The 26577-nt window shown below is 59.0% G+C and carries 20 protein-coding genes and 4 tRNA genes; 11 read left to right on the top strand and 13 right to left on the bottom strand.

Going from position 1 to position 26577, the window contains the following annotated elements; all coding sequences use genetic code 11:
- Nucleotides 1-93 precede the first annotated feature (93 nt).
- From lon to tig, 4 genes are all read right to left on the bottom strand, one after another.
- The gene (lon, locus tag ACDZ94_RS21265; RefSeq protein WP_064453005.1) at nucleotides 94-2490 is read right to left on the bottom strand and encodes an endopeptidase La; all 2397 of its coding nucleotides are present in this window, start codon (nucleotides 2488-2490) and stop codon (nucleotides 94-96) included.
- Nucleotides 2491-2681: 191 nt separating this feature from the next.
- Entirely contained in the window at nucleotides 2682-3965 is a 1284-nt protein-coding gene (clpX, locus tag ACDZ94_RS21270; RefSeq protein ID WP_017136464.1) for an ATP-dependent Clp protease ATP-binding subunit ClpX, read from the bottom strand.
- 112 nt (nucleotides 3966-4077) lie between these two features.
- Entirely contained in the window at nucleotides 4078-4713 is a 636-nt protein-coding gene (clpP, locus tag ACDZ94_RS21275; RefSeq protein WP_003238276.1) for an ATP-dependent Clp endopeptidase proteolytic subunit ClpP, read from the bottom strand.
- Between the two features lie 91 nt (nucleotides 4714-4804).
- Nucleotides 4805-6115, bottom strand: coding sequence for a trigger factor (tig, locus tag ACDZ94_RS21280; RefSeq protein WP_064453006.1), 1311 nt, complete (start codon nucleotides 6113-6115; stop codon nucleotides 4805-4807).
- A gap of 246 nt (nucleotides 6116-6361) precedes the next feature.
- Here tig and ACDZ94_RS21285 point away from each other — a divergent pair, with 246 nt between their 5' ends.
- A complete protein-coding gene (locus ACDZ94_RS21285; RefSeq protein WP_156526289.1) occupies nucleotides 6362-6679 on the top strand; it encodes a hypothetical protein in 318 nt (105 codons plus the stop codon).
- A gap of 3 nt (nucleotides 6680-6682) precedes the next feature.
- Here ACDZ94_RS21285 and ACDZ94_RS21290 read toward each other — a convergent pair.
- The 4 genes from ACDZ94_RS21290 to ACDZ94_RS21305 form a co-directional block, all read right to left on the bottom strand.
- A tRNA-His gene (locus ACDZ94_RS21290) sits at nucleotides 6683-6758 on the bottom strand.
- A 77-nt stretch (nucleotides 6759-6835) separates the two neighbouring features.
- Nucleotides 6836-6920 (bottom strand) — tRNA-Leu (locus ACDZ94_RS21295).
- A gap of 56 nt (nucleotides 6921-6976) precedes the next feature.
- Nucleotides 6977-7052, bottom strand: a tRNA-His gene (locus ACDZ94_RS21300).
- 32 nt (nucleotides 7053-7084) lie between these two features.
- Nucleotides 7085-7161: transfer RNA gene (locus ACDZ94_RS21305), tRNA-Arg, on the bottom strand.
- Nucleotides 7162-7436: 275 nt separating this feature from the next.
- On the opposite strand from ACDZ94_RS21305, the gene folD reads away from it, so the two are divergent.
- Both folD and pbpG read left to right on the top strand, forming a co-directional pair.
- Nucleotides 7437-8291, top strand: a complete 855-nt coding sequence (gene folD, locus ACDZ94_RS21310) for a bifunctional methylenetetrahydrofolate dehydrogenase/methenyltetrahydrofolate cyclohydrolase FolD (protein WP_064453007.1) — start codon at nucleotides 7437-7439, stop codon at nucleotides 8289-8291.
- Nucleotides 8292-8498: 207 nt separating this feature from the next.
- Complete coding sequence (gene pbpG, locus ACDZ94_RS21315; protein WP_064453008.1) at nucleotides 8499-9422, top strand: D-alanyl-D-alanine endopeptidase; 924 nt, start codon at nucleotides 8499-8501, stop codon at nucleotides 9420-9422.
- 136 nt (nucleotides 9423-9558) lie between these two features.
- Here the strand turns inward: pbpG and ACDZ94_RS21320 are convergent, their stop codons facing one another.
- Complete coding sequence (locus ACDZ94_RS21320) at nucleotides 9559-10221, bottom strand: peptidase C39 family protein (RefSeq protein ID WP_432750769.1); 663 nt, start codon at nucleotides 10219-10221, stop codon at nucleotides 9559-9561.
- 197 nt (nucleotides 10222-10418) lie between these two features.
- Between ACDZ94_RS21320 and ACDZ94_RS21325 the strand changes: the two genes are divergently transcribed.
- Complete coding sequence (locus tag ACDZ94_RS21325; RefSeq protein ID WP_167353706.1) at nucleotides 10419-10580, top strand: hypothetical protein; 162 nt, start codon at nucleotides 10419-10421, stop codon at nucleotides 10578-10580.
- On the opposite strand, the gene ACDZ94_RS21330 is transcribed toward ACDZ94_RS21325, so the two are convergent.
- On the bottom strand, nucleotides 10577-10996 hold the full coding sequence (locus tag ACDZ94_RS21330) for a hypothetical protein (RefSeq protein WP_064453010.1): 420 nt from the start codon (nucleotides 10994-10996) through the stop codon (nucleotides 10577-10579). The two genes, ACDZ94_RS21325 and ACDZ94_RS21330, sit on opposite strands and share 4 nt — an antisense overlap.
- 215 nt (nucleotides 10997-11211) lie before the next feature.
- Between ACDZ94_RS21330 and ACDZ94_RS21335 the strand changes: the two genes are divergently transcribed.
- From ACDZ94_RS21335 to ACDZ94_RS21350, 4 genes are all read left to right on the top strand, one after another.
- Nucleotides 11212-14433, top strand: a complete 3222-nt coding sequence (locus ACDZ94_RS21335; protein ID WP_432750770.1) for an efflux RND transporter permease subunit — start codon at nucleotides 11212-11214, stop codon at nucleotides 14431-14433.
- Nucleotides 14423-15589, top strand: coding sequence for an efflux RND transporter periplasmic adaptor subunit (locus ACDZ94_RS21340; RefSeq protein WP_407016695.1), 1167 nt, complete (start codon nucleotides 14423-14425; stop codon nucleotides 15587-15589). Before ACDZ94_RS21335 ends, ACDZ94_RS21340 begins: the two co-directional genes overlap by 11 nt.
- On the top strand, nucleotides 15573-16991 hold the full coding sequence (locus ACDZ94_RS21345; protein ID WP_432750771.1) for an efflux transporter outer membrane subunit: 1419 nt from the start codon (nucleotides 15573-15575) through the stop codon (nucleotides 16989-16991). Before ACDZ94_RS21340 ends, ACDZ94_RS21345 begins: the two co-directional genes overlap by 17 nt.
- A 194-nt stretch (nucleotides 16992-17185) precedes the next feature.
- Nucleotides 17186-17644 carry an REP-associated tyrosine transposase gene (locus tag ACDZ94_RS21350; RefSeq protein ID WP_064453014.1) on the top strand — a complete coding sequence of 153 codons (459 nt, stop codon included), beginning with the start codon at nucleotides 17186-17188 and terminating at the stop codon, nucleotides 17642-17644.
- A gap of 248 nt (nucleotides 17645-17892) precedes the next feature.
- Here ACDZ94_RS21350 and ACDZ94_RS21355 read toward each other — a convergent pair whose 3' ends face one another.
- Both ACDZ94_RS21355 and ACDZ94_RS21360 read right to left on the bottom strand, forming a co-directional pair.
- Entirely contained in the window at nucleotides 17893-19176 is a 1284-nt protein-coding gene (locus ACDZ94_RS21355) for a Zn-dependent hydrolase (protein WP_432750772.1), read from the bottom strand.
- Nucleotides 19177-19352: 176 nt separating this feature from the next.
- Nucleotides 19353-20840, bottom strand: coding sequence for an NCS1 family nucleobase:cation symporter-1 (locus ACDZ94_RS21360; protein ID WP_432750773.1), 1488 nt, complete (start codon nucleotides 20838-20840; stop codon nucleotides 19353-19355).
- Nucleotides 20841-21441: 601 nt separating this feature from the next.
- Between ACDZ94_RS21360 and hydA the strand changes: the two genes are divergently transcribed.
- The 3 genes from hydA (at nucleotide 21442) to preA (ending at nucleotide 25670) form a co-directional block, all read left to right on the top strand.
- Nucleotides 21442-22881 carry a dihydropyrimidinase gene (hydA, locus tag ACDZ94_RS21365; protein ID WP_221295145.1) on the top strand — a complete coding sequence of 480 codons (1440 nt, stop codon included), beginning with the start codon at nucleotides 21442-21444 and terminating at the stop codon, nucleotides 22879-22881.
- A 147-nt stretch (nucleotides 22882-23028) separates the two neighbouring features.
- A complete protein-coding gene (locus ACDZ94_RS21370) occupies nucleotides 23029-24396 on the top strand; it encodes an NAD(P)-dependent oxidoreductase (RefSeq protein ID WP_432750774.1) in 1368 nt (455 codons plus the stop codon).
- On the top strand, nucleotides 24396-25670 hold the full coding sequence (gene preA / locus ACDZ94_RS21375; RefSeq protein ID WP_432750775.1) for an NAD-dependent dihydropyrimidine dehydrogenase subunit PreA: 1275 nt from the start codon (nucleotides 24396-24398) through the stop codon (nucleotides 25668-25670). The genes ACDZ94_RS21370 and preA overlap by 1 nt, the downstream gene beginning before the upstream one ends.
- Before the next feature lie 121 nt (nucleotides 25671-25791).
- On the opposite strand, the gene ACDZ94_RS21380 is transcribed toward preA, so the two are convergent.
- Complete coding sequence (locus ACDZ94_RS21380; protein WP_432750776.1) at nucleotides 25792-26412, bottom strand: TetR/AcrR family transcriptional regulator; 621 nt, start codon at nucleotides 26410-26412, stop codon at nucleotides 25792-25794.
- Nucleotides 26413-26577: the final 165 nt, after the last annotated feature.

Genomic DNA, 26577 nt, shown 5'->3' on the forward strand with positions numbered 1-26577 from the left:
AAAACCAGTGCTGAATGGCCTACAGACACTTAAGAGCCGCTTTATAACAAGGGCTCTAAAAAGCTGTCAAGGAAGCCCCCAGGCTTAACGGCATTAATGTGTACTAATTCTTTCCTTGGAATCAGACTCGCGTTTTTCATCCTTCGCGACAATCTCCGGAGCCACATCTGGCAAGGGCTCCGGCGCGTATTGCAGCGCAATTTGCAGGACTTCGTCAATCCATTTAACCGGTTTAATCTGAAGATCCTGCTTGATGTTGTCAGGAATTTCCTTCAAGTCGCGAACATTCTCTTCAGGAATGATCACCGTCTTGATACCGCCTCGGTGTGCAGCAAGCAATTTCTCTTTCAGACCACCGATGGCCAATACCTGACCACGCAGGGTAATTTCCCCTGTCATGGCGACATCGGCTCGTACCGGTATGCCCGTCAATGCCGACACCAGTGCCGTGCACATGCCTACACCGGCGCTAGGGCCGTCCTTCGGGGTAGCCCCTTCCGGCATGTGGATGTGAGTGTCGTGCTTCTCGTGGAAGTCCAGGGGAATCCCCAGGCTCTTCGCGCGGCTGCGCACCACGGTCTGCGCGGCAGTGATGGATTCGACCATCACATCACCCAACGAACCGGTCTTGATAAGCTGACCTTTACCCGGGATCACCGCGGCTTCGATGGTCAGCAATTCGCCGCCCACCTGGGTCCACGCCAGGCCAGTCACCTGCCCTACCTGATCCTGCTGCTCAGCCAGGCCGTAACGGAATTTTTTCACGCCCAGGAAGTGTTCCAGGGAGTCGGCAACCACCTTCACAGAGAAGCGTTTTTCCAGCGCGTGCTCTTTGACTGCCTTGCGGCAGATCTTCGCAATTTGACGCTCAAGGCCGCGCACACCGGCCTCGCGGGTGTAGTAGCGAACGATGTCGCGGATCGACTCGACGTCGAATTCGATCTCGCCTTTTTTCAGGCCGTTGGCCGAAATCTGCTTGGGCGCGAGGTATTTGACGGCGATGTTGATCTTCTCGTCTTCGGTGTAACCCGGCAGACGAATCACCTCCATCCGGTCCAGCAAAGCCGGCGGGATGTTCATGGAGTTGGAGGTGCACAGGAACATTACGTCGGACAGGTCGTAGTCGACTTCCAGGTAATGGTCGTTGAAATTGTGGTTCTGCTCCGGGTCGAGCACTTCGAGCAAAGCCGACGCCGGATCGCCACGCATATCGCTGCCCATTTTGTCGATTTCATCGAGCAGGAACAGCGGGTTGCGCACCCCAACCTTTGTCATCTTTTGAATCAATCTTCCTGGCATCGAACCGATGTAAGTACGGCGATGACCACGAATTTCCGCCTCATCACGCACACCACCGAGGGCCATGCGCACGAATTTGCGGTTGGTGGCGTTGGCAATCGACTCCGCCAAGGAGGTTTTACCCACACCTGGAGGACCGACCAGGCACAACACCGGACCACGAATTTTCTTCACGCGCTTTTGCACGGCGAGGTATTCGAGGATGCGCTCTTTGACTTCTTCGAGGCCGTAGTGGTCGGCGTCGAGGATGTCCTCGGCGCGGGCCAGGTCCAGGCGCACTTTGGTCTGGGCCTTCCACGGCACCTGCACCAGCCAGTCGATGTAGGAACGAACCACAGTGGCTTCGGCCGACATTGGCGACATTTGCTTGAGCTTGTTCAGCTCAGCGTTGGCTTTGGTCAGGGCGTCTTTCGGCAGGCCGGCGGCATCGATGCGCTTTTTCAGCTCTTCGATTTCGTTGTGGCCCTCCTCGCTGTCGCCGAGTTCTTTCTGGATGGCCTTCATCTGCTCATTCAGGTAGTACTCGCGCTGACTGCGCTCCATCTGTTTCTTCACACGACCACGGATGCGTTTTTCGACCTGCAGCAGATCGATTTCGCCATCCAGCAGCGCCAGCACGTGCTCAACACGGGCCGACAGGTCGATGATTTCGAGGATGTCCTGCTTCTGCTCGATTTTCAGCGCCATATGCGCAGCCATGGTGTCGACCAGGCGGCTTGGCTCATCAATGCTGTTGAGGGAAGACAGGACTTCAGCGGGGACTTTTTTGCCCAACTGCACATACTGCTCGAACTGCGAGAGCAGGCTGCGCACAAATACTTCGGATTCGCGCTCAGGGGCCTCGACTTCGTCGATCAGCGCCACTTCGGCGCGCAGGTGGCCATCCACCTCCATGAAGCGCTCGACCGCACCGCGCTGCTCACCTTCCACCAGCACCTTGACGGTGCCATCAGGCAACTTGAGCAATTGCAATACGGTCGCAATGGTACCGACGCGATACAGGGCGTCTTCGCCTGGATCATCATCAGCAGGATTCTTCTGGGCCAACAGCAAAATTTGCTTGTCGCCCGTCATCGCGGCCTCGAGGGCTTCGATAGACTTCTCGCGCCCCACGAACAGCGGGATAACCATGTGCGGATAGACGACGACATCACGCAACGGCAGGAGAGGCAATTCAATGGTTGTCTTCATGATTTCGCCTCTATGACAGTTGAAAAATTAGCTTGAAACCAAGATGGGGGCTGCATGCAAAAAAAACAAGCTCAATGCCAGCAGTTAAACGCATGAATAAACGGGAATTAAAAAAACAACGCGTCAAAATCGCCCCAAAATAAATAAGGGGCCCCGAAAGGCCCCTTGCTTGTACTGCGACGGCTAAACGCTTACGCGTCTGGTGCAGCCTTGGCAGCCGGCTCACTGTTTTCGTAGATATACAGTGGCTTGGACTTGCCTTCGATAACGCTTTCGTCGATCACCACTTTACTCACCTCAGACTGCGAGGGGATTTCGTACATGGTGTCGAGCAACACGCCTTCGAGGATCGAGCGCAAACCACGTGCACCGGTCTTGCGCTCCAGTGCCCGCTTGGCCACTGATTTGAGTGCGTCGGTACGGAACTCGAGGTCTACACCTTCCATTTCGAACAACTTGGCATATTGCTTGGTCAGGGCGTTTTTCGGCTCGGTGAGGATCTGAATCAGAGCAGCCTCATCCAACTCGTCCAACGTGGCCAGGACGGGCAGACGGCCAACGAATTCCGGGATCAGACCGAACTTGACCAGATCGTCAGGCTCGACTTCACGCAGGGACTCGCCCACCTTCTTGCCTTCTTCCTTGCTGCGTACTTCCGCACCAAAACCGATGCCGCCACGCGTGGAACGCTGCTGAATAACCTTCTCCAGACCGGAGAACGCACCGCCACAGATGAACAGGATGTTGCGCGTATCAACCTGAAGGAATTCCTGCTGCGGGTGCTTGCGGCCGCCTTGTGGCGGTACGGAAGCTACCGTGCCTTCGATCAGTTTCAACAGGGCCTGCTGCACGCCTTCACCGGAAACGTCCCGGGTGATCGACGGGTTGTCCGACTTGCGCGAAATCTTGTCGATTTCGTCGATATAGACAATACCCATCTGGGCCTTCTCTACGTCGTAGTCGCACTTCTGCAGCAATTTCTGAATGATGTTCTCGACGTCTTCACCCACGTAGCCAGCCTCGGTGAGGGTGGTGGCGTCGGCGATGGTGAACGGAACGTTCAGCAGGCGAGCGAGGGTTTCCGCAAGCAAGGTTTTACCCGAGCCAGTAGGACCGATCAGCAAGATGTTGCTCTTGCCGAGTTCGACCTCGTCGCCTTTCTTGTCACGCTGATTCAAGCGCTTGTAGTGGTTGTACACCGCTACGGCCAGAACCTTCTTTGCACGCTCTTGACCAATCACATATTGGTCAAGGATGCCGCTGATTTCTTTAGGCGAAGGCAATTTATGCGCGCTGCTCTCGGCCTGGGCTTCCTGCACCTCCTCGCGGATGATGTCATTGCACAGGTCGACGCACTCGTCGCAGATAAACACCGAGGGGCCGGCAATCAATTTGCGCACTTCATGCTGGCTTTTGCCGCAGAAGGAGCAATAGAGCAGCTTGCCGTTGTCCTCGCCGTTGCGGGTGTCAGTCATTCGTTCGATCCAAATCCGATAGGCTTGCAACACAAGATGAAGGCTTATGCGGGCTTTTTCAAGCCCGCCGGTGGTCGGACACGCCGACCAGCCCTATTTTGAGCTGCTTATATTAAGCGGGGCGCTTTTCGATCACCGCATCGATCAACCCATACGCGCGCGCAGCTTCCGCGCTCATAAAGTTGTCGCGATTGGTGTCACGCTCGATTTCTTCCAGGGTGTGCCCGCTGTGCTTGGCCATCAATGTATTGAGGCGCTCACGAATAAACAGGATTTCCTTGGCGTGAATTTCGATGTCCGACGCCTGGCCCTGGAAACCACCCAATGGCTGGTGAATCATCACGCGCGAGTTCGGCAGGCAGAAGCGCTTGCCCTCGGCACCTGCGGTCAGCAGGAACGCGCCCATGCTGCAGGCCTGGCCGATGCACGTGGTCGACACGTTTGGCTTGATGAACTGCATGGTGTCGTAGATCGACATGCCAGCCGTCACCGAGCCGCCCGGGGAGTTAATGTAAAGATGGATGTCCTTGTCCGGGTTTTCCGCTTCAAGGAACAGCAGCTGCGCGCAGATCAGGTTGGCCATGTAGTCCTCTACAGGGCCGACCAGAAAAATCACTCGTTCCTTGAGCAGGCGCGAGTAGATGTCATAGGCGCGTTCGCCACGAGCAGATTGCTCGACAACCATCGGGACCAGGCCGCCAGCGGCCTGGATATCAGAGTTCTGCTGAATATAGGAATTACGGAACATGCTCTGCAGTTACTCCCAAATAGTCATGTCTTGAAAACGCATAAGCCAGCGCGAGGCTGGCTTATGGTTGTATTTCGAACGAGTTGGACAATCAGTCGGCTTGTGCTGCTTCCGCCGGTTTGACTGCTTCTTCGTAAGAGACCGCTTTGTCGGTCACCTTAGCCTTCTGCAGAACAGTATCCACAACTTGTTCTTCCAGCACAACCGAACGTACTTCGTTCAGCTGCTGGTCGTTCTTGTAGTACCAAGCTACAACCTGCTCAGGCTCCTGGTAGGCCGAAGCCATTTCCTGGATCATTTCGCGAACGCGATCTTCGTCAGGCTTGAGGTCGAACTGCTTGACCACTTCGGCCACGACCAGACCCAGCACAACGCGGCGCTTGGCTTGTTCTTCGAACAGCTCGGCCGGCAGTTGGTCAGGCTTGATGTTGCCACCGAACTGCTGGACCGCTTGAACGCGCAGGCGATCCACTTCGTTGGACAGCAGGGCCTTAGGCACTTCGATCGGGTTGGCAGCCAGCAGGCCGTCCATTACCTGGTTCTTGACCTTGGACTTGATAGCCTGGCGCAGCTCGCGCTCCATGTTCTTGCGAACTTCGGTGCGGAAGCCTTCGATTCCGGTTTCCTTGATACCGAACTGAGCGAAGAACTCTTCGTTCAGCTCTGGCAGCTTAGGCTCGGACACGCTGTTGACAGTCACGGTGAACTCGGCGGCTTTGCCGGCCAGGTCCAGGTTCTGGTAGTCAGCAGGGAACGTCAGGTTCAGAACGCGCTCTTCGCCGGCTTTTGCGCCAACCAGGCCGTCTTCGAAACCAGGGATCATGCGGTTGGAACCCAGCACCAGCTGAGTGCCCTTGGCGGAGCCGCCAGCGAATGCTTCGCCGTCAACCTTGCCAACGAAATCGATGTTCAGTTGGTCTTCGTTCTGGGCGGCGCGATCGGCCACTTCGAAACGAGTGTTCTGCTTGCGCAGAATTTCCAGCATGTTGTCCAGGTCGGCATCAGCCACGTCAGCGCTCAGGCGCTCAACAGCGATTTCTTCGAAACCGGCAACGGTGAACTCCGGGAACACTTCGAATACGGCAACGTATTCCAGGTCTTTACCGGCTTCCAGGGACTTAGGCTCGATCGAAGGCGAGCCAGCCGGGTTCAGCTTGTGCTCAACAACAGCTTCGTAGAAAGAAGCCTGGATCACGTCACCCACAGCTTCCTGACGCGCATCGGCACCAAAACGACGCTTGATTTCGCTCATTGGCACTTTGCCTGGACGGAAACCAGCGATCTTGGCCTTTTGGGCAGTCTGCTGCAGACGCTTGTTGACCGCAGTCTCAATACGCTCTGCCGGCACGGTGATGCTCAGGCGGCGCTCGATAGCAGTAGTATTTTCAACAGAAACTTGCATGGATATTCCTCGTTGCACAGACGTTAGCCGGCCGTTTCCGACCCCAGAATCAAGGGCATGCATTCTAGTGGGTCAAACTCAAGAAGTCACCCTACTGAAAACGGGTAGAAAAACAGCAGGCCATTTATAGGTTCAAGTGCACGCATGCACCTCATCCCGTTAGCAAATACAGCTCAACACGCCAGGGCTCTGCATCAACCCTTCTATATATAGAAGCGTCGGAACGCACTCCCCTGGCGACCGACCTTGCAAACAAGACCGGAGGGCACGGCGGCAGCATCGAGAAACACAAATACGACGAAACGCCCCGCCCTGAAACTCAAAACACTTAAACAAAAACGGCACAGCCCTTTTTCAGGTACTGCGCCGTTATCGCTATTAAATAGCTGTACTGACCCTGGTATAGCCTCGGATCAGTTCTACACGCTCAAAACCGGCAACGATTCTAACGCCAAGGCATTGAGAATGCTTGTTTTTTCTTGGCGTCAAGTTGACTCGCACAACCAATGGGAAATTGCTGACGCAAAAAAAAGCGCCAGATCATTGATCTGGCGCTTTTTCTGAATATGGGGTGGACGAAGGGGATCGAACCCTCGACAACGGGAGTCACAATCCCGTGCTCTACCAACTGAGCTACGCCCACCATATTGCATTAACAAAGAACTCACACATCTTCTTTGTTGAGCCCTACCGCGCCTGACGGCCCGGCAACGCTTGAATTGGTGCGGATGAAGAGACTCGAACTCTTACGCCTCGCGGCGCTGGAACCTAAATCCAGTGTGTCTACCAATTCCACCACATCCGCGCTTGAAGCTCTTAAAGCAAAGGCGCCAGATGATTAATCTGGCGCCTTTCTAAATATGGGGTGGACGAAGGGGATCGAACCCTCGACAACGGGAGTCACAATCCCGTGCTCTACCAACTGAGCTACGCCCACCATATAGCGCTACTTGTGCCAAAGCTGCCTAATGGCGCACCCGGCAGGACTCGAACCTGCGACCATCCGCTTAGAAGGCGGATGCTCTATCCAGCTGAGCTACGGGCGCCTTATTAATCTGTACTCTTGGAGGATTACAAACTAAGTGCTTCCAGCCTTACAGAACAGCAATTCTGCTCGACCTTCTTAAGCAGTGCTAGGCTGTGCCCGACAAGTGCGACGAATAGTATAGAGGGCCTTGAAACCCGTCAAATCTTTTTTGAAAAAAATTCATTTTATTTAAGGGGTTAGGCCAATTTGCAGACCAAGCGCCTTTGCCCTCACGTCCTGGCGTGCGAGAATACGCGCACTTTTCTTCCCCCTCTCGATGGTTAATCACGCGTAATGACTGCACAACTTATCGACGGCAAATCAATCGCCGCCAGCCTGCGCCAGCAGATCGCCAAACGCGTCACCGAGCGTAGCCAGCAAGGCCTGCGCACGCCTGGCCTCGCGGTGATCCTGGTCGGCAGCGATCCTGCCTCTCAGGTTTATGTCTCGCACAAGCGTAAAGACTGTGAAGAAGTCGGCTTTATCTCCAAAGCCTACGACTTGCCGGAAGACACCACCCAGCAGGCCCTTACCGACCTGATCGACAGCCTCAACGAAAACCCGAGCATCGACGGCATCCTGCTCCAACTGCCGCTGCCCGAGCATCTGGACGCCTCCCAACTGCTGGAGCGCATTCGCCCGGACAAGGACGTCGACGGTTTCCACCCCTATAACGTCGGCCGTCTGGCCCAGCGTATCCCGCTGCTGCGCCCCTGCACGCCGAAAGGCATCATGACGCTGCTGGAAAGCACCGGTGTCGATCTGTACGGCCTCGATGCCGTGGTGGTCGGCGCGTCCAACATCGTCGGTCGCCCGATGGCCATGGAACTGCTACTGGCTGGCTGCACCGTGACCGTCACCCACCGCTTCACCAAGGACCTCGCCGGCCACGTTGGCCGTGCCGATCTGGTAGTGGTTGCCGCCGGCAAGCCGGGCCTGGTCAAGGGTGAGTGGATCAAGGAAGGCGCCATCGTTATCGACGTGGGCATCAACCGCCAGGAAGACGGCAAGCTGGTAGGCGATGTGGTGTACGAAACCGCCCTGCCCCGCGCGGGCTGGATCACCCCAGTACCCGGGGGTGTCGGCCCGATGACCCGTGCGTGCCTGCTGGAAAATACGCTGTATGCGGCAGAAACGCTGCACGGCTAATAACCCGCCGTACTGAAAAAGCCCTGCCTTATAGCAGGGCTTTTTAATGCCCGCATAAAACCCGTTTTTTGTTAGTTTTTAAGCACTTTCGTCTGGTTCTCGAAGAACATTCGACAGTTTCTGATCCATACTCCTAAAATGTAACGGCATTTGTCATAAAACCCGTTCCCAAACGGTATTTCCTTACTTTTTAGCGAGTTCATCCGCGTGAAAATTCGTCTCTCTATTGTCAGCCTATTTTTCGCATTTACAGGCACCTTCGCGCACGCAGCCGAAACCACCTTGGCCCCGCGTGATACCTCCAAACTGCAAATCGCTTCCGGCAGCGCCATGCTGGTCGACTTGCAGACCAACAAAGTCATCTATTCCAGCAACCCCGATGTCGTGGTGCCCATTGCTTCCGTGAGCAAGCTGATGACCGGCCTGATCGTGCTGGAAGCCAAGCAAAACATGGATGAGTACATCGATATCAACATCAAAGACACGCCGGAAATGAAAGGCGTGTTCTCCCGGGTGAAAATCGGCAGCGAAATGCCCCGCAAGGAAATGCTGCTGATCGCCCTGATGTCCTCGGAAAACCGTGCTGCTGCGAGCCTGGCGCACCACTACCCGGGCGGCTATCCGGCCTTTATCGCCGCAATGAACGCCAAAGCCAAGGCGCTGGGCATGACCAGCACTCACTACGTCGAGCCTACCGGCCTGTCGATTCACAACGTGTCCACCGCCCGTGACCTGAGCAAGCTGTTGGCCGCCGCGCGCAAGTACCCGCTGCTCAGCCAACTGAGCACCACCAAAGAAAAGACCGTGTCATTCCGCAAACCCAACTACACCCTGGGTTTCTCCAACACCGACCACCTGATCAACCGTGCCAAATGGGATATCAAACTGACCAAGACCGGCTTCACCAACCAGGCCGGCCACTGCCTGGTACTGGTAACCAGCATGGGTAACCGCCCGGTGTCGTTGGTAATCCTTGATGCTTTCGGCAAGTTCACCCACTTCGCCGATGCCACGCGTATCCGCAATTGGGTTGAGACCGGCAGCAGCGGTTCGGTGCCGGACGTCGCCTTGCGCTATAAGGCTGACAAGAACCTGAAGAATCGCCCGAACGCTGCCGAAGTCCGTCGCTGAACCACGCAGTTCGAAGAGGGGAGCTGGCTTGTGTGGGAGCTGGCTTGCCTGCGATGGCGGCAACGCGGTGCAACAGATAACCGAGTTGCCTGCATCGCGGGCAAGCGCGCTCGCACATTTTTGAACCTTGGGTACGTTACTTCCTTTCTGCCAGCACCTTGAGTGCCTGCGCCGCCGACTGCTCCTGACCGGCCTGTGCCGTAGCATTGGCAGCCTCTCGCCAGCGCTGCGCATCTACATTTGCCGGCAACTGGCTCGGACGCTGGGTCAGGATGCCCCAGTGACCGGCACTCTTCCACGCCGACTCAAAATCGCTGAAGCTCATCAACAAACGTCGATCCTTGCCCGAGCGCAGCAGCACGGTGCTCTTCTGCTGATTGAATCCCACCACCACGACGTACCGCGCGCCGGACCAAAAGCTTGAGTCGATCCGCGCCATCACCGGGTAACCCGCGGCCACCTGTTCCAGTACCGCCGTGAGCCTGGTATCCAGCGGGTACACCATCAGCCCGTATTCGCGCGCGAGTACCTGCATGTTGCGCTCAAGATCAGCTTCACCGCCCGGCAAGTGCAGCGGTTTATCCAGCAAGCCGGGTGTCATGACAATGCCTTGTTGCGACAGCATGCTGGCTAACGCCGATGGACCGCTCAGGTAAGCCTCACTGCGAAAGGCCGGCACCCCGGTGAGTTCGACACGCTCCGGCAAGCCCGCCAGTTTCGACGGGTGCGCGGAGCAGGCGGCAAGCCCGAAGGCGCATGCCAGGAGCAAAGAGGTTTTAACGTTCGAACGTAACCGCAATTTTTTACTCTCTTGATCAACGGCCGGTGAGGGCCCTGATCATAGCCCAATCGCGTTTAGGTAACAGAGAGGGGGTGCGGATATAGCAAACAAGTTGGATGGACTCGACCATTGGTCAATAGCAGGCAACCGCCAGCTAGCTAGACTGTCCATTGAGAAGACTGTGTGTGCCCCCAGTGGGGCGAAAGGAGGCCCGAATGAGCCTTGCAACAACGATTTTCCTGTTGGTCTGCGGTTGGCTGGCGGTGGCCAGCGCCATGTTGTGGGGCGTGATGCGCGTGACTCGCCGGCATCATCACCCCCACGTCAACCCTGCTGCACCGGCCAAGCCCCACAAGGCGGCAGTGCACCACGCTTAGCCAGGCATGCAACTGAAGTCTTGAGTCGCCGCGACTTCCTTGCCGTGACCGTCCTTGAGGACGGCACGTACGGTGGTGCCCAGGCTCGACTCCACCAAAGTGTAGTGCTCACCTGCCTTGAAGTTCTTGTACTCGACCCGGCCCTGGCAGTCTTGCTGGTTGTCGTCGCCCGCCTCCTCTTCAAATAACGTCACGTCCAGACGGTGGTCGCCCGGGGTCACTTCAAAGTAGCGGCCGTCATCCACACGTTTGCCATCGACGCGCTCGGCCATCAGGTCGTTCGGTGCTTCTTCTTTCAAACCAATCCACGCTTCGCTCGGGTCAGCCTTGGGCATCGGGCCGGCACAGGCCGACAACAACAAAACAGCACCGAGGGCGGGAATCAACAGCAGGGGTTTAAGTGTTTTAAATGACATGGCAGGGCTCCAAAAAACAACGTTGTGCGGATCTGAAAAGTGTCGAGTCCGATGGATGACAAGCTTGGAGACCCACCCTTTGTAGAACAAATGAATACATATGAAACGATCTTCAGCCGTTAACTAAATGTTCCTTCACTTGGCTGAAAGGTGCGTGTTAGGTGGGTCGGGCAAGACTGCCGGGGTTTGCAATCCTGTTCTCCGGAGGTTCACGCATGCTCGGGCTGGTAAAGACCGCACTGCAAAAGCCGTACACGTTTATCGTGTTGGCCATATTCATCTGCATCGTCGGGCCGATGGCGGCCCTCAGAACCCCTACGGATGTTTTCCCCGACATCGGCATCCCTGTGGTCGCCGTGGTCTGGCAGTACAACGGCCTGTCACCGGACGCCATGGCCGGTCGGGTGATCTACACCTATGAACGCTCCCTGAGCACCACCGTTAACGACATCGAACACATCGAATCGCAATCGCTGCCCGGCATGGGCATCGTGAAGATCTTCTTCCAGCCCGGCGTGGATATCCGCACCGCCAACGCCCAAGTGACGGCGGTTTCACAAACCGTGCTCAAGCAGATGCCGCCGGGCATCACGCCGCCGCTGATTCTCAACTACAGCGCCTCCACGGTGCCCATCCTGCAGATGGCGTTCTCCAGCCCCAGCCTCTCGGAAGCCAAGATCCGCGACCTGGTGCAGAACAATATCCGCCTGCCCTTGAGTGCCCTGCCCGGCCTGGCCATGCCCACGCCAATGGGCGGCAAGCAACGCCAGATCACCCTCGACCTCGACCCCCAGGCTCTGGCCGCAAAAGGCTTGTCGGCGCAGGACGTGGGTAACGCCCTGGCATTGCAGGACCAAATCATCCCGGTGGGCACCGCCAAACTCGGCCCCAACGAATACACGATCCTGCTCAACAACAGCCCCAAAGCGATTGACGAGCTGAACGACCTGCCGATCAAGACCGTCGACGGCGCCATCATCACCATTGGCCAAGTGGCCCACGTGCGTGACGGCTCGCCGCCACAGACCAACATCGTGCGCGTCGACGGTCACCGCGCAGTACTCATGCCGGCCTTGAAAAACGGCAGCATCTCGACCCTGTCGATCATCGACGGCATCCGCCAGATGCTGCCGCGTATCAACGAAACCCTGCCGCCGTCGCTGAAAACTTCGCTGTTGGGTGACGCCTCGGTGTTCGTTAAGCAGTCGGTAGGCAGCGTGGCTCAGGAAGGCATCATCGCCGCGCTGCTGACCAGTGCGATGATCCTGCTCTTTCTCGGCAGCTGGCGCTCGACGCTGATCATCGCCGCGTCGATTCCCCTCGCGGTGCTGTCGGCCATCGCGCTGCTGGCCGTCACCGGGCAAACCCTCAACGTGATGACCCTAGGCGGGCTGGCGTTGGCGGTGGGGATTCTGGTGGACGACGCCACAGTGACCATCGAAAACATCAACTGGCACCTGGAGCAAGGCAAGGCGGTGAAGACCGCGATCCTCGACGGCGCCGCGCAAATTGTCGGCCCGGCATTCGTCTCGCTGCTGTGCATCTGCATCGTGTTTGTGCCGATGTTCCTGCTGCAAGGCATCGCCGGTTACTTGTTCCGGCCGATGGCACTCGCGGTGATCTTTGCCATGGCCAGCTCGTTCATCCTTTCGCGCACCCTGGTGCCGACCCTGGCGATGTTTCTGCTCAAGCCGCATACGCCTGAGCAAGGCGCTGGGCATCACCCGGAAGATCAATTCATCAACCACCACGAGGGTGAGCAACACAAGAAACCCCGCAATCGCGCGCTGCAATCGGTGCTGAATTTCCAGCAAGGGTTCGAGCGGCACTTCTCGAATATCCGCGATACCTACCTCGGTCTATTGACGCTGGCCTTGGGCGCCCGCAAGCGCTTTATCGTCGGTTTCCTGGCCTGCGTGCTGGCGTCGTTCCTGCTGCTACCGAGCCTGGGCCAGGACTTCTTCCCGGCCACCGACGCCGGCGCCCTCGCCCTCCACGTACGCTTGCCGCTGGGCACACGTATTGAGGAAAGCGCCGCGGCCTTCGACCGGATTGAAGCGCGGATTCGCGAAGTGATCCCGGCCGAAGAACTGGACACCATCGTCGACAACATCGGCATTCCGCTCAGCGGCATCGACATGGCCTACAGCAGCAGCGGCACCATCGGCCCGCAGGATGGCGACATTCAGGTCACCCTGAAAAAGGACCACGCACCGACTGCCGACTACGTAAAAAAACTGCGTGAAGCCTTGCCGGAAAGTTTCCCCGGCAGCCACTTCGCATTCCTGCCTGCGGATATCAGCAGCCAGATCCTCAACTTCGGTGCACCCGCGCCGCTGGACGTGAAAATCTCCGGGCGCAGCGATGAAGAAAACCGCGCCTACGCCGTGGAACTTGAACGTCGCCTGCAACACGTGCCGGGCATTGCCGACCTGCGCATCCAGCAGTCCACCGGCTACCCGTCGCTGCAAGTTAACGTCGACCGCATGCGCGCCAATGGCCTGGGCATCACCGAGCGTGACGTGACCAACAGCATGGTCGCCTCCCTCGCCGGCAGCTCGCAAACCGCGCCGACCTTTTGGCTCAACCCGGCCAACGGCGTGTCGTACTCGATCGTGGCCGCCACCCCGCAATACCGTCTCGACAGCCTGCCGTCACTGGAAGCCTTGCCGGTGACCGGCGCCGATGGCAAATCACAAATCCTCGGCGGCGTGGCTACCATCTCCCGCGTGCAAAGCCCGGCGGTGGTGACCCACTACAACATCGAACCGACCCTGGACCTGTACGCCAACGTGCAAGGCCGCGACCTCGGCGGCGTGGCCCGCGACGTGCAAAAAGTGCTGGATGACACCGCTTCCATGCGCCCCAAAGGCGCGGTGATCAGCCTGCATGGGCAGATCGATGCGCTGCATGAAGCCTTCAGTGGTTTGAGCTTCGGCCTGCTCGGCGCCGTGGTGCTGATCTACCTGCTGATCGTGGTCAACTTCCAGTCGTGGGCCGACCCGTTTGTGATCATCACCGCGCTGCCCGCAGCGTTGGCGGGGATCGTGTGGATGCTGTTTCTCAGCGGTACCTCGCTGTCGGTGCCCGCCCTCACCGGCGCCATCCTGTGCATGGGCGTGGCCACCGCCAACTCGATCCTGGTGGTGAGCTTCTGCCGTGAACGCCTGGCCGAACATGGCGATGCACTGAAGGCCGCCATGGAGGCCGGTTACACGCGCTTCCGGCCGGTGTGCATGACCGCCCTGGCGATGATCATCGGCATGCTGCCGCTGGCGATTTCCGAGGAGCAGAACGCCCCGCTTGGCCGTGCCGTTATCGGTGGCTTGATCTTCGCCACCGTCGCCACTTTGTTGTTTGTTCCCGTGGTCTTCAGCCTGGTCCACGGTCGTCACCCTACTCGCGCAGCTGCTGGAGAAACCCCACATGTCGTCTGATCACAAACCCTCGCGCAAGCGTCTGATGCTCATGGGTGTCGGCGGCCTGACACTGGCCGCCCTGTTGGTCGCCAACGGCCTGCACGCCCGCACGATGCACGAACAGTCGGTCACCGCCTGGACCGAAACCGCCGCCATCCCGCAAGTGATGGTGTTCCAACCGAAACAGAACGTGGCCGGTGACACCTTGCGCCTGCCCGCACACCTCGAGGCCTGGAGCAAGGCGCCGATTCACGCGCGGGTCAGCGGCTACTTGAAAGACTGGAAAGCCGACATCGGTACCCAAGTCAAAGCCGGGCAAGTGCTCGCCGAAATCGACAGCCCGGACCTCGACCAGCAACTGGCGCAAACCCACGCCCGCCTGGTGCAGGAACAGGCCAATGCACGCCTGGCCGAAACCACCGCCACGCGCTGGCAAAACCTGTTGGCCAGCCACTCGGTGTCGCGTCAGGAGGCTGATGAAAAAACTTCCAACGCCGCCGCAGCCAAGGCCAACGCCGAGGCGGCGGCTGCCGACTATGCGCGGCTGTCCGCCCTGGAAAGCTACAAGACCATTCGCGCACCGTTCGCCGGTACCATCACCGCGCGCAACACCGATATTGGCCAGTTGATCAAGGCCGACACCGACAGTGATCCCGAGCTGTTCAACATCGCCGACACTCATCAGTTGCGCCTCTACGTGCCGGTGCCGCAGAACTACGCGGCGGTCATCCACCCCGGCCTCGAAGCCGAACTGACCGTGCCCGAGCACCCCGGCGAGCACTTCAAGGCGCACCTGATCGGCGACTCCACCGCCATCGACCGCCGCTCCGGCACCTTGCTCGCCCAGTTCGTGGCCGACAACCCCAACGGCGAATTGCTGCCCGGCGATTACGCCGAAGCCACCTTGCCGATTCCAGCGGACACCCATGGCGTGAGCATCCCGGCCAGCGCCCTGATCTTCCGCGCCCAGGGCACCCAGGTCGCGGTGCTGGATGCGCAGAATCATGTGCACTTGCAAGACATCCACATCGGCCTGGACCTCGGCGAGCGCCTGGTAATCGACCAAGGCCTGAAACCCGCCGACCGCGTCGTCGACAACCCGCCCGACGCCCTGCGCGAAGGCGACCCCGTGCAGTTGGCCGACGCCGGAGGTGCGCATGCGCCCAAGGCTTAAACCCCTCGCGGCGTTAGTGCTGCTGGCCTTGCAGGGTTGCTCGCTGGCGCCCACTTACACGGTGCCATCGGTCAACCTGCCGGCCGGCTACCGCGAACAGACCAGCGATGGCCCGTGGCACAGTGCGCAACCGTCCGACCAACTGGCGCCCGAATGGTGGAAGCTCTACAACGATTCGCGCCTCAACGACCTGCAACAACAACTGCTCAAGGCCAACCCGGACCTGGCGGCAGCGCTGGCGCACTTCGATGCGTCCCAGGCCTATGCCAGCCAGTTACATGCCGGGTTATTCCCACAGATTACCGCCAGCGCGCAGCCGTTGCGCCAGCGTCAATCGGATTCGCGGCCGCTGCGAGGTGATACGCAGCCGTCGGTCTACAACAGCAATACGGCGGGCTTTTCGTTGAGCTATGACCTGGACCTGTGGGGCAAAATCCGCAACCAGGTCGCGGACGGTGATGCCCAGGCGCAAGCCTCCGGGGATGACCTGGCGGTGGCGCGCCTGAGCCTGCAGCATCAATTGGCAACGCTGTATGTGCAGCTCAATGGGCTGGATGCACAGAGCCGGATTCTGAACAGCTCGCTGGATGATTTCAGCCAGGCGTTGCAACTGACGCGTAGTCGTTATGAGGGCCAGATTGCCTCGGAGCTGGACCTGACCCGCGCGCAAAATCAACTGGCCGAAGCCAAGGCGCAACTGGACGAGGTGCGCGGCCAGCGCAACCTGACCGAGCATGCGATTGGTGAACTGGTGGGTGTCGCAGCCAGTCAGTTCAGCGTGCCGCCCAGCCAACAACTGATTGCGTTACCGGGGATTCCTTCGCAATTGCCGAGCCACCTGCTGCAACGTCGTCCGGACATTGCCGCGGCGGAACGCCGGGTGTTCGCAGCCAACGCGAATATCGGCGTGGCGAAAGCCGCGTGGTATCCGGATTTCAGTTTGACCGGATTGATTGGCGGCCAGACACAAGGGGTTGGCAATCTGCTGTCCGCCGGTAATCGTTATTGGGCGCTGGGGCCGCTGGTTAATTTGCCGATCTTTGACGGTGGACGCTTGAGTGCCAATGAGCGTCAGGCCAAGGCCGAGTTTGAAGAGGCTTCGGCGCAGTACCGCAGCCATGTACTGAAAGCCGTGCGCGAGGTGGAAGATAACCTCGCGCAACTGCGCGACTTGCAGCAGGAAGCGCAAGATGAACAAGCGGCGGCGGATGCGGCGGAGCACACGCAGTCACTGGCGATGAACAGCTATCAGGCGGGAGCGGTGAGTTACCTGGATGTGGTGACGGCGCAGACGGCGGCGTTGCAGGCACAGAGGACGTTGCAGGCGGTGCAGACCCGGCAACTGCAAGCGAGTGTAGGGTTGGTGACGGCACTTGGCGGCGGCTGGCAACCCGGCGCCTGATAAATGTGGGAGGGACTTGCTCCCTCCCACATCAATACTGCGTTAGACACACAATGTATGAACACCGCTGCCCCCTGTGGGAGGGGGCTTGCTCCCGTTAGCGACCTCTGAGACACATCCTGCCAAAAACCTGTCGACCATCCTCGCAACACCAGATCTAGCCTCTCAACACACCCCCTGAGAGAGGCCAAGGAATGCCTGAACTACCCGCTTCACACCGTTTGCGCATCGGTCGATTCAGCGAACCAAACCGTACCTACCTGATCACCACCAACACTCACGAACGCACACCGATATTCAGCGACTTCCACCTCGGTCGCTTGGTTGTCTGGCAATTGCGGGTCGCCCAGCACCAAGGGCTGGCAAACTCCCTGGCATGGGTAATCATGCCGGACCATTTCCATTGGCTGCTGGAACTGCAAAAAGGCTCGCTGGCGGACCTGATGTGTCAGGTGAAGTCTAAAAGCACGCGAAACGTTAACGGCGTCACTGGGCGCAAAGGACGGATTTGGCAGGAAAGCTTCCATGACCGGGCGCTACGCAAGGAAGACGACTTGGTGAAAATGGCCAGGTATGTGGTGGCCAATCCATTGCGGGCGGGATTAGTGAAGAAGATTGGCGACTATCCGTTGTGGGATGCGATTTGGGTATAGGTCGAGACCGAGTCGCCCCTATCGGGAGCAAGCCCCCTCCCACATTTTCCTACGGCATTTCAGGCAGACCGTTTGCCGCTGGCGATCATTGGGCAAGCCCGCTCCCACATTTTGATTAATATTCGACAGGACAATGTGGTCAATTGTGGGAGGGGGCTTGCTCCCGATGGCGATGGTTCAGTCAGCTTATCTGTAGCTGATACTCCGCTATCGGGAGCAAGCCCCCTCCCACATTTTCCTACAGCATTTCAGGCTGCCAGTTTACCGCTGGCGATTGCCGCCGAAGCAGCCACCATTGCCCTTAACAACACCGCACACCCTGCCGCCAGGTCATCCGGTGTGGCGTTCTCGATTTCGTTGTGGCTGATGCCGCCTTCACAGGGCACAAAGATCATCCCGGCCGGGCCGAGTTCGGCGAGGAAGATCGCGTCGTGCCCTGCCCCGCTGACGATGTCCATGTTCGACAGCCCCAACCCATTCGCCGCGTCACGCACAGCGTCCACGCAGCCTTTGTCGAAATACAGCGGCGGGAAGTCGGCGGTGGGTTCCATTTCAAAACTCAAGCCGTGCTTGGCGCAGGTGTCGTCAATCACCTTGCGCACCTCGGCAATCATCGAGTCCAGCCGCGTCGGTTCCAGATGACGAAAGTCCAGGGTCATGCGCACTTCACCCGGGATCACATTGCGCGAGCCAGGATAGGCCTGCAAACAACCCACGGTGCCGCACGCATGCGGCTGATGCCCCAACGCCGCCGCATTCACGGCAGCCACCACTGCTGCCGCGCCCACCAGAGCATCCTTGCGCAGGTGCATCGGCGTCGGCCCCGCATGGGCTTCAACGCCGCGCAGTTTGAGGTCGAACCACTTCTGCCCCAAGGCCCCCAACACCACGCCGATGGTTTTCTTCTCATCCTCAAGAATCGGGCCTTGTTCGATATGGGCCTCGAAATAGGCGCCGACCTTGTGCCCGCTCTCCGGCCGCGTGCCCGCATAGCCAATCGCATTCAATGCATCGCCCACGCTGACGCCGTCCACGTCGACTTTGGCCAGTGTATCGGCCAGGGTGAATTTCTCGGCGAATACGCCCGAGCCCATCATGCACGGCGGGAAGCGCGAGCCTTCCTCGTTGGTCCACACCACCACTTCCAGCGGCGCCTCGGTTTCGACGTTGAGGTCGTTGAGGGTGCGCAGCACCTCGACACCTGCCAACACGCCGAAGCACCCATCGAATTTACCGCCCGTGGGCTGAGTATCGATATGGCTGCCGGTCATCACCGGTGGCAGGTCGGGATTGCGTCCCGGGCGGCGCGCGAAGATGTTGCCGATGCCGTCAACGGTCACGGTGCAACCGGCCTCCTCACACCACTGCACGAACAGATCGCGAGCCTTGCGATCAAGGTCGGTGAGGGCCAGGCGGCATACGCCGCCCTTGGGCGTTGCGCCGAGCTTGGCCAGGTCCATCAGGGATTGCCACAAGCGGTCGCGGTTGATGTGCTGATGGGTGGATTGCAGAACGTCCAGGGCAGCGTTCATGGGGATCTCCTCAGGCTACATTTCTTATAAATTGACTCGATTCCAGCACTGGAATGAGGTCATCCATGTGGGAGCGGGCTTGCTCGCGAATGCAGTCTGTCAGCGACTGATGTGCTGACTGACTCATTGCTTTCGCGAGCAAGCCCACTCCCACATTTGGCTTGCATTTCAACCTTTTACAGCGGTGTTTTCAGCGCCACCGCGCTGGCTCTGCGCTTGGCATTCAGCCCGTAGTACAACAAACCGCCCAACGCCGAACCGGTGAACCAGCCGTAGCTGTAGAACCAGCTGAAGGCATCGCTGCCCAACGACAACAGGGTCAGCACCACCGGCACGCCGAAGGCGACAAAGCCACTCCAGTTCCACGCCGGGTACACGTCATCGCGGTACAGGCCGGCCAGGTCCAACTGCTGTTTGCGGGTGATGAAGTAGTCCACCACCATGATCCCGGCAATCGGCCCCAAGAGGCTTGAGTAACCCAGCAACCAGTTGGAATAGACGGTCTCCAGGCTGACATTCGAAACGATCAGCCCGAGTTTTTTCAGCAGCTCATGCCCCATCAGCGCCAGACCGACCAGACCGGTAAGGATCACCGCCGTGGTGCGATTGATCAGCTTGGGCGCGATGTTCTGGAAGTCGTTGGTGGGCGAGACGATGTTGGCTGCGGTGTTGGTGGACAACGTGGCGATGATGATCAGCAGCATGGCAATGGCCACCCACACCGGGCTCTGGATATGCCCGATCAGCGTCACCGGATCAGAGACGCTGACACCCACCAGTTTCACCGACGCGGCGGTCATGATCACGCCGAGGGCGGCGAACAGGAACATGGTCAGCGGCAGGCCGAAAATCTGCCCGAGGATCTGGTCTTTCTGGCTTTTGGCGTAGCGGCTGAAGTCTGGAATATTCAGCGACAAGGTGGCCCAGAAGCCCACCATCGCAGTCAGCCCCGCCATGAAGTAGCCGGTGAGACTCGCGCCTTCGGGGCGCTTGGGTGGAATCGCCATCAACTCGCTGAGCGATACATTCGGCATCGCCCAAACCAGCAGGCCAATCCCCACCGCCACCAACAACGGCGCCGACAGGGTTTCCAGGCGCTTGATCGACTCGGCGCCGCACAGCACCACCCACAAATTCAGGGTCCAGAAAATCATGAAGCCGATCACTTCACCGGTGCCGCCGAGGGCTTTCCAACCCTCGAAAATCGAGCCCAGAAACAGGTGAATCGCCAACCCGCCAAACATCGTCTGGATGCCAAACCAGCCACACGCCACCAGCGCCCGAATCAGACACGGCACGTTGGAACCGAGAATGCCAAAGGAGGAACGCAGCAATACCGGAAACGGAATGCCGTACTTGGTGCCGGGAAACGCGTTAAGGGTCAGCGGAATCAGCACCACGATATTGGCCAGCAGGATCGCCATCAGTGCCTCGCCCACCGACAACCCGAAGTAGGCGGTGAGCACCCCACCCAACGTATAGGTGGGCACGCAAATCGACATCCCGACCCACAGCGCGGTGATGTGCCATCTGTTCCAGGTGCGTTCGTGCACCTTGGTCGGTGCCATGTCGTGGTTGTAGCGAGGGCTGTCGAGGACGTCGGGGCCGGCGTCGAGTTCGTACAGGCCGTTGCGCTCAATGACTTGCGATCTGTTCTGTTGCATGGCCGCTCCACGGTTTTTTCGAATTATTTTTGCTCACCCCACGCTAAGTGCGGGGTGGCCGGAGTACCTCGTAAACAACATGACATCACGGGTCCGGCCAGCCGCCACTGCACTCAATAACCGTGCCGACAACCGCCCCTGAACCCGCACCGCTTATATAACCTGCTGATGTTTATCAGCTTTATTCCCTTACCCGATTGCCCCCTCGGTACTGTCCGCACGACTCAGGCTAAATAACGCAGACGTTGTCCGACGCCTCAGGGCTCAATCTGGTGCAACACAATTATTTTTATTTCCCGCCCTCGTCAAGGGGCATGTCTCAAGCGTCTGATTTGCAATAAGAAATGTTGCTCAAATTGATAACCTGTCAAGTGCGTCAAAATGGTGAGAGGCCGCTACATTTTGGTGAATTATGTTTTTTATTCTTATTAATCAATAGCTTATATTCGATATAAGCTTATAAAAAATGTTCTTGCTCATTATAAAAACTCGGGCTAGTTTCTATTCCTGTCACCGATGACAGGTTTTAACCGACCATCGGCAAGCAGCACTACAACACTTAGAACTGGCACAAGCCGGTCAAGCCTGTGAGGAACTCGACATGTCGCTGTTGATCCGTGGCGCCACCGTTATTACCCATGATGAAAGTTACTGCGCCGATGTTTTATGCGCAGGCGGTCTCATTCGCGCTATTGGCACGGGGCTGGATGTTCCCGCCGGCACTGAGGTACTCGACGGCAGCGGCCAATACCTGATGCCCGGCGGCATCGACCCCCACACCCATATGCAATTGCCCTTCATGGGCACCGTGGCCAGTGAGGACTTTTTCAGCGGCACGGCGGCAGGCCTTGCAGGGGGCACCACGTCGATCATCGATTTCGTGATCCCCAACCCGCAGCAGTCCTTGATGGAAGCCTTTCACCAGTGGCGCGGCTGGGCGGAAAAATCCGCTTCCGACTACGGCTTCCACGTGGCGATCACGTGGTGGAGCGAGCAAGTGCGCGAGGAAATGGCCGAGCTGGTCAGCCACCATGGCATCAACAGCTTCAAGCATTTCATGGCCTACAAGAACGCGATCATGGCGGCTGACGACACCCTGGTCGCGAGCTTTGAACGTTGCCTGGAATTGGGCGCAGTGCCCACCGTGCATGCGGAAAACGGCGAGTTGGTATACCACCTGCAACGCAAGTTGATGGCCCAGGGCATCACCGGGCCGGAAGCGCACCCGCTGTCGCGCCCGTCCCAGGTGGAAGGTGAAGCGGCCAGCCGCGCGATCCGCATCGCCGAGACGATCGGTACGCCGCTGTACCTGGTGCATGTATCAACCAAGGAAGCACTGGACGAAATCACCTACGCCCGTGGCAAGGGCCAGCCGGTGTACGGCGAAGTGCTCGCCGGCCACTTGCTGCTGGACGACAGCGTCTACCAGCACCCCGACTGGCAAACCGCTGCGGGCTACGTGATGAGCCCGCCTTTCCGCCCGCGCGGGCACCAGGAAGCGCTGTGGCACGGCCTGCAGTCGGGCAACCTGCACACCACCGCCACCGATCACTGCTGCTTCTGCGCCGAGCAAAAAGCGGCCGGTCGCGACGATTTCAGCAAGATCCCCAACGGCACTGCCGGTATCGAAGACCGCATGGCGCTGCTGTGGGATGAAGGCGTGAACACCGGGCGCTTGTCGATGCAGGAGTTTGTCGCGCTGACGTCGACCAATACCGCAAAAATCTTCAACCTCTACCCGCGTAAAGGTGCGATCCGCGTGGGAGCCGATGCGGATCTGGTGCTGTGGGACCCCCAGGGCACGCGCACGATTTCCGCCAAGACCCACCACCAGAACGTCGACTTCAACATCTTCGAAGGCAAGACCGTGCGCGGCGTGCCGAGCCACACCATCAGCCAGGGCAAGCTGGTCTGGGCCGATGGCGATTTGCGCGCCGAACGCGGTGCCGGCCGCTATGTGGAACGACCCGCGTACCCGTCGGTGTTTGAGCAGTTGAGCAAGCGGGCGGAGCATTCCAGGCCCACTGCCGTGAAACGCTGAGACCGCCAATCGCGGGCAAGCCCGCTCCCACATTTGATCGGGTTCACACATTCCAAATGTGGGAGCTGGCTTGCCTGCGATGGCGCCAGCACAGGCAACAAAGATGCCCGCTAGAGGCAATCCAAAAAAAACCGTGAGGCCAAAACCGTGATCCAGACCCTGACCCACCTCCCCCATCCCCACGAAGATAGGGCGACTCTCGCCAGCCATTTCACCGACCTGGCGCCGCCGCTCAACGCCCGCCAGGCCCAATTGGAAGCCTCGCGCTGCCTGTATTGCTACGACGCGCCCTGCGTGAATGCGTGCCCCAGCGAGATCGATATACCGTCGTTCATCCGCAATATCCACACCGAAAACGTACAGGGCGCGGCGCAGAAAATCCTCTCGGCGAATATCCTCGGCGGCAGTTGCGCGCGGGTGTGTCCCACCGAGATCCTGTGCCAGCAAGCCTGCGTGCGTAACAACACCGAAGAATGCGCGCCGGTGCTGATCGGCCTGCTGCAACGCTACGCCATCGACAACGCGCACTTTAGCGAACACCCGTTCCAACGCGCGGCACCGACCGGCAAACGCATCGCCGTGGTCGGCGCCGGGCCGGCGGGTTTGGCGTGTGCCCATCGCGCCGCCTTGCACGGCCACGACGTGGTGATTTTCGAAGCCAGGGAAAAAGCCGGTGGCCTGAATGAATACGGGATCGCCAAATACAAACTGGTCGATGACTTCGCCCAGAAGGAACTGGATTTCCTCCTGCAGATCGGCGGCATCGAGATCCGCCACGGCCAACGCCTGGGCGACAACCTGACCTTGAGCGAACTGCACCAGCAATTCGATTCGGTGTTCCTCGGCCTGGGCCTCGCCGCCAGCAAACAGCTCGGCTTACCCCACGAGGACGCCCCCGGCCTGCTCGCCGCCACCGACTATATTCGCGAACTGCGCCAGGCCGATGACCTCTCGCAACTGCCTCTGGCCGACCGCTGTATCGTGCTCGGTGCGGGCAATACCGCCATCGACATGGCCGTGCAAATGGCCCGTCTCGGGGCCCGCGACGTGAACCTGGTGTACCGGCGTGGCCTTGCCGACATGGGCGCCACCCAGCATGAACAGGACATTGCCAAAGCCAATCAGGTGCGGCTGCTGACCTGGGCCCAGCCCGATGAGGTCTTGCTCGATGATCAGGGCCACGTACGCGGCATGCGCTTTGCCCGTACACGCATGGAAAACGGGCGACTGCAGCGCACTGGCGAGACCTTCGAGCTGGCCGCCGACGCGATCTTCAAAGCCATCGGGCAAGGTTTCGATAACGAGGCGCTGCACGACCCACTGGCCCAGCAACTGCACCGCGTGGGCGAAAGAATTTTCGTCGACGAACACCTGCGCACCAGCATTCCCGGGGTATACGCCGGCGGCGATTGCGTCAGCCTCGGCCAGGACCTCACGGTACAAGCGGTGCAACACGGCAAACTGGCCGCCGAAGCCATGCACGCCCAACTCATGCTGAATGTGGAGGCTGCGTAATGGCCGATCTCTCGATTGTGTTCGCCGGTATCAAAGCCCCCAACCCGTTCTGGCTGGCCTCCGCGCCGCCCACCGACAAGGCCTACAACGTGGTCCGCGCTTTCGAAGCGGGCTGGGGCGGCGTGGTGTGGAAAACCCTCGGTGAAGACCCGGCGGCGGTCAACGTGTCGTCACGCTACTCGGCGCATTACGGCGCCAACCGTGAAGTGCTGGGCATCAATAATATCGAGCTGATCACAGACCGTTCCCTGGAGATCAACCTGCGGGAAATCACCCAGGTCAAAAAGGACTGGCCCGACCGCGCGCTGATCGTGTCGTTGATGGTGCCCTGCGTTGAAGAATCCTGGAAAAACATCCTGCCGTTGGTGGAGGCCACCGGCTGCGACGGCATCGAGCTGAACTTCGGCTGCCCCCACGGTATGCCCGAACGTGGCATGGGCGCGGCGGTGGGCCAAGTGCCGGAGTATGTGGAACAGGTGACGCGCTGGTGCAAGACGTATTGCTCGCTGCCGGTGATCGTCAAGCTCACGCCGAATATCACCGACATTCGCGTGGCCGCGCGCGCTGCATATCGCGGGGGTGCGGATGCGGTGTCGTTGATCAACACCATAAACTCCATCACCAGCGTGGACCTTGAACGCATGGTCGCCCTGCCGATAGTCGGCACCCAAAGTACCCATGGCGGTTATTGCGGCTCGGCGGTGAAGCCGATCGCCTTGAACATGGTCGCGGAAATCGCTCGCGACCCACAGACCCAGGGCCTGCCCATCTGCGGGATTGGCGGCATCGGCAACTGGCGCGACGCGGCGGAATTCGTCGCCCTGGGTTGCGGCGCAGTGCAGGTGTGCACGGCGGCAATGCTGCATGGGTTTCGAATTGTCGAGGAGATGAAGGATGGGCTGTCGCGGTGGATGGACAGCCAAGGCTACAAAAGCTTGCAGGAATTTTCCGGGCGGGCGGTGGGCAATACCACGGACTGGAAGTACCTGGACATCAACTATCAGGTGATCGCCAAGATTGATCAGGCCGCGTGTATTGGCTGCGGACGTTGCCATATTGCCTGTGAGGACACGTCGCACCAGGCCATCGCCAGCTTGAAACAGGCGGATGGCACGCACAAATACGAAGTGATTGACGATGAGTGCGTGGGCTGCAATTTGTGCCAGATCACCTGCCCGGTGGCCGATTGCATTGAGATGGTGCCGATAGAGACGGGTAAACCGTTTTTGAATTGGACGCAAGACCCGCGTAATCCTTACCGGGAGGCGGTGTAGCTTCTTGGACCGCCTTCGCGAGCAAGCCCGCTCCCACATTCGACTGCACTGCTTCAAACAAAACGCGGTCAACTGTGGGAGCGGGCTTGCTCGCGAAGGGCCCTAAGCCTCACCACACCTCTTAAGGCTCCAACCCAATCCCCCGCAGAATCACCCCCGTCACCGTCTGGATCGCTTTCTCAAACTGCATATCCGACAACGGCTGGTGATCATTCAGAATTTTCACCTGGTGATCAAAGTCCGCATAGTGTTGGGTCGACGCCCAAATCATATACAGCAAGCTCGACGGCTCCACTGGCAGGATGCGTTTGTCCTCGACCCACTGGCGAATTTTCGCTTCCTTCATCTTGGCCCAGTCATACAGGCTTTCGTCCAGCGCCTCACCCAGTGTCGGCGCGCCGTGGATGATTTCATTGGCCCAGACTTTCGAGCCATACGGCCGCGTACGCGAGCGCTGCATCTTGGCGCGGATGTAGCTGCTGAGCACCACCCGTGGGTCATCGAAGGTTTCAAAGCTCAGGGCATCCTGCTTCCACAGCTCCAGCAGGTCGAACAGCACCGCGCTGTACAGCTCGCTTTTGGTGGTGAAGTAGTAATGCAGGTTGGAGCGCGGCAGTTGCACTTCTTCGGCGATGTCAGCCATGGCGGCGCTGCCATAGCCTTTCTCAGCGAAGATTTTCTCCGCCGCCAGCAGGATTTTTTCGACGTTGACCCGACGAATGCTGATCTTGTGATTGCCCATAGATACTGGAAGCCCACTCACTGTTATATGCAATTTACCTTCGACACATCAAACCCCTACCGCTCTTGCTCTGCGCGTTCCCACGAACGTGTGCGCCGCGAGCGTTATAAGCGTGCTGTAAAGGCATCGCGTGATGAATGCCCTCCATCACATCACGAACCGCCT

Source organism: Pseudomonas sp. UBT (assembly GCF_050915955.1).
GTDB lineage: Bacteria > Pseudomonadota > Gammaproteobacteria > Pseudomonadales > Pseudomonadaceae > Aquipseudomonas > Aquipseudomonas antarctica_A.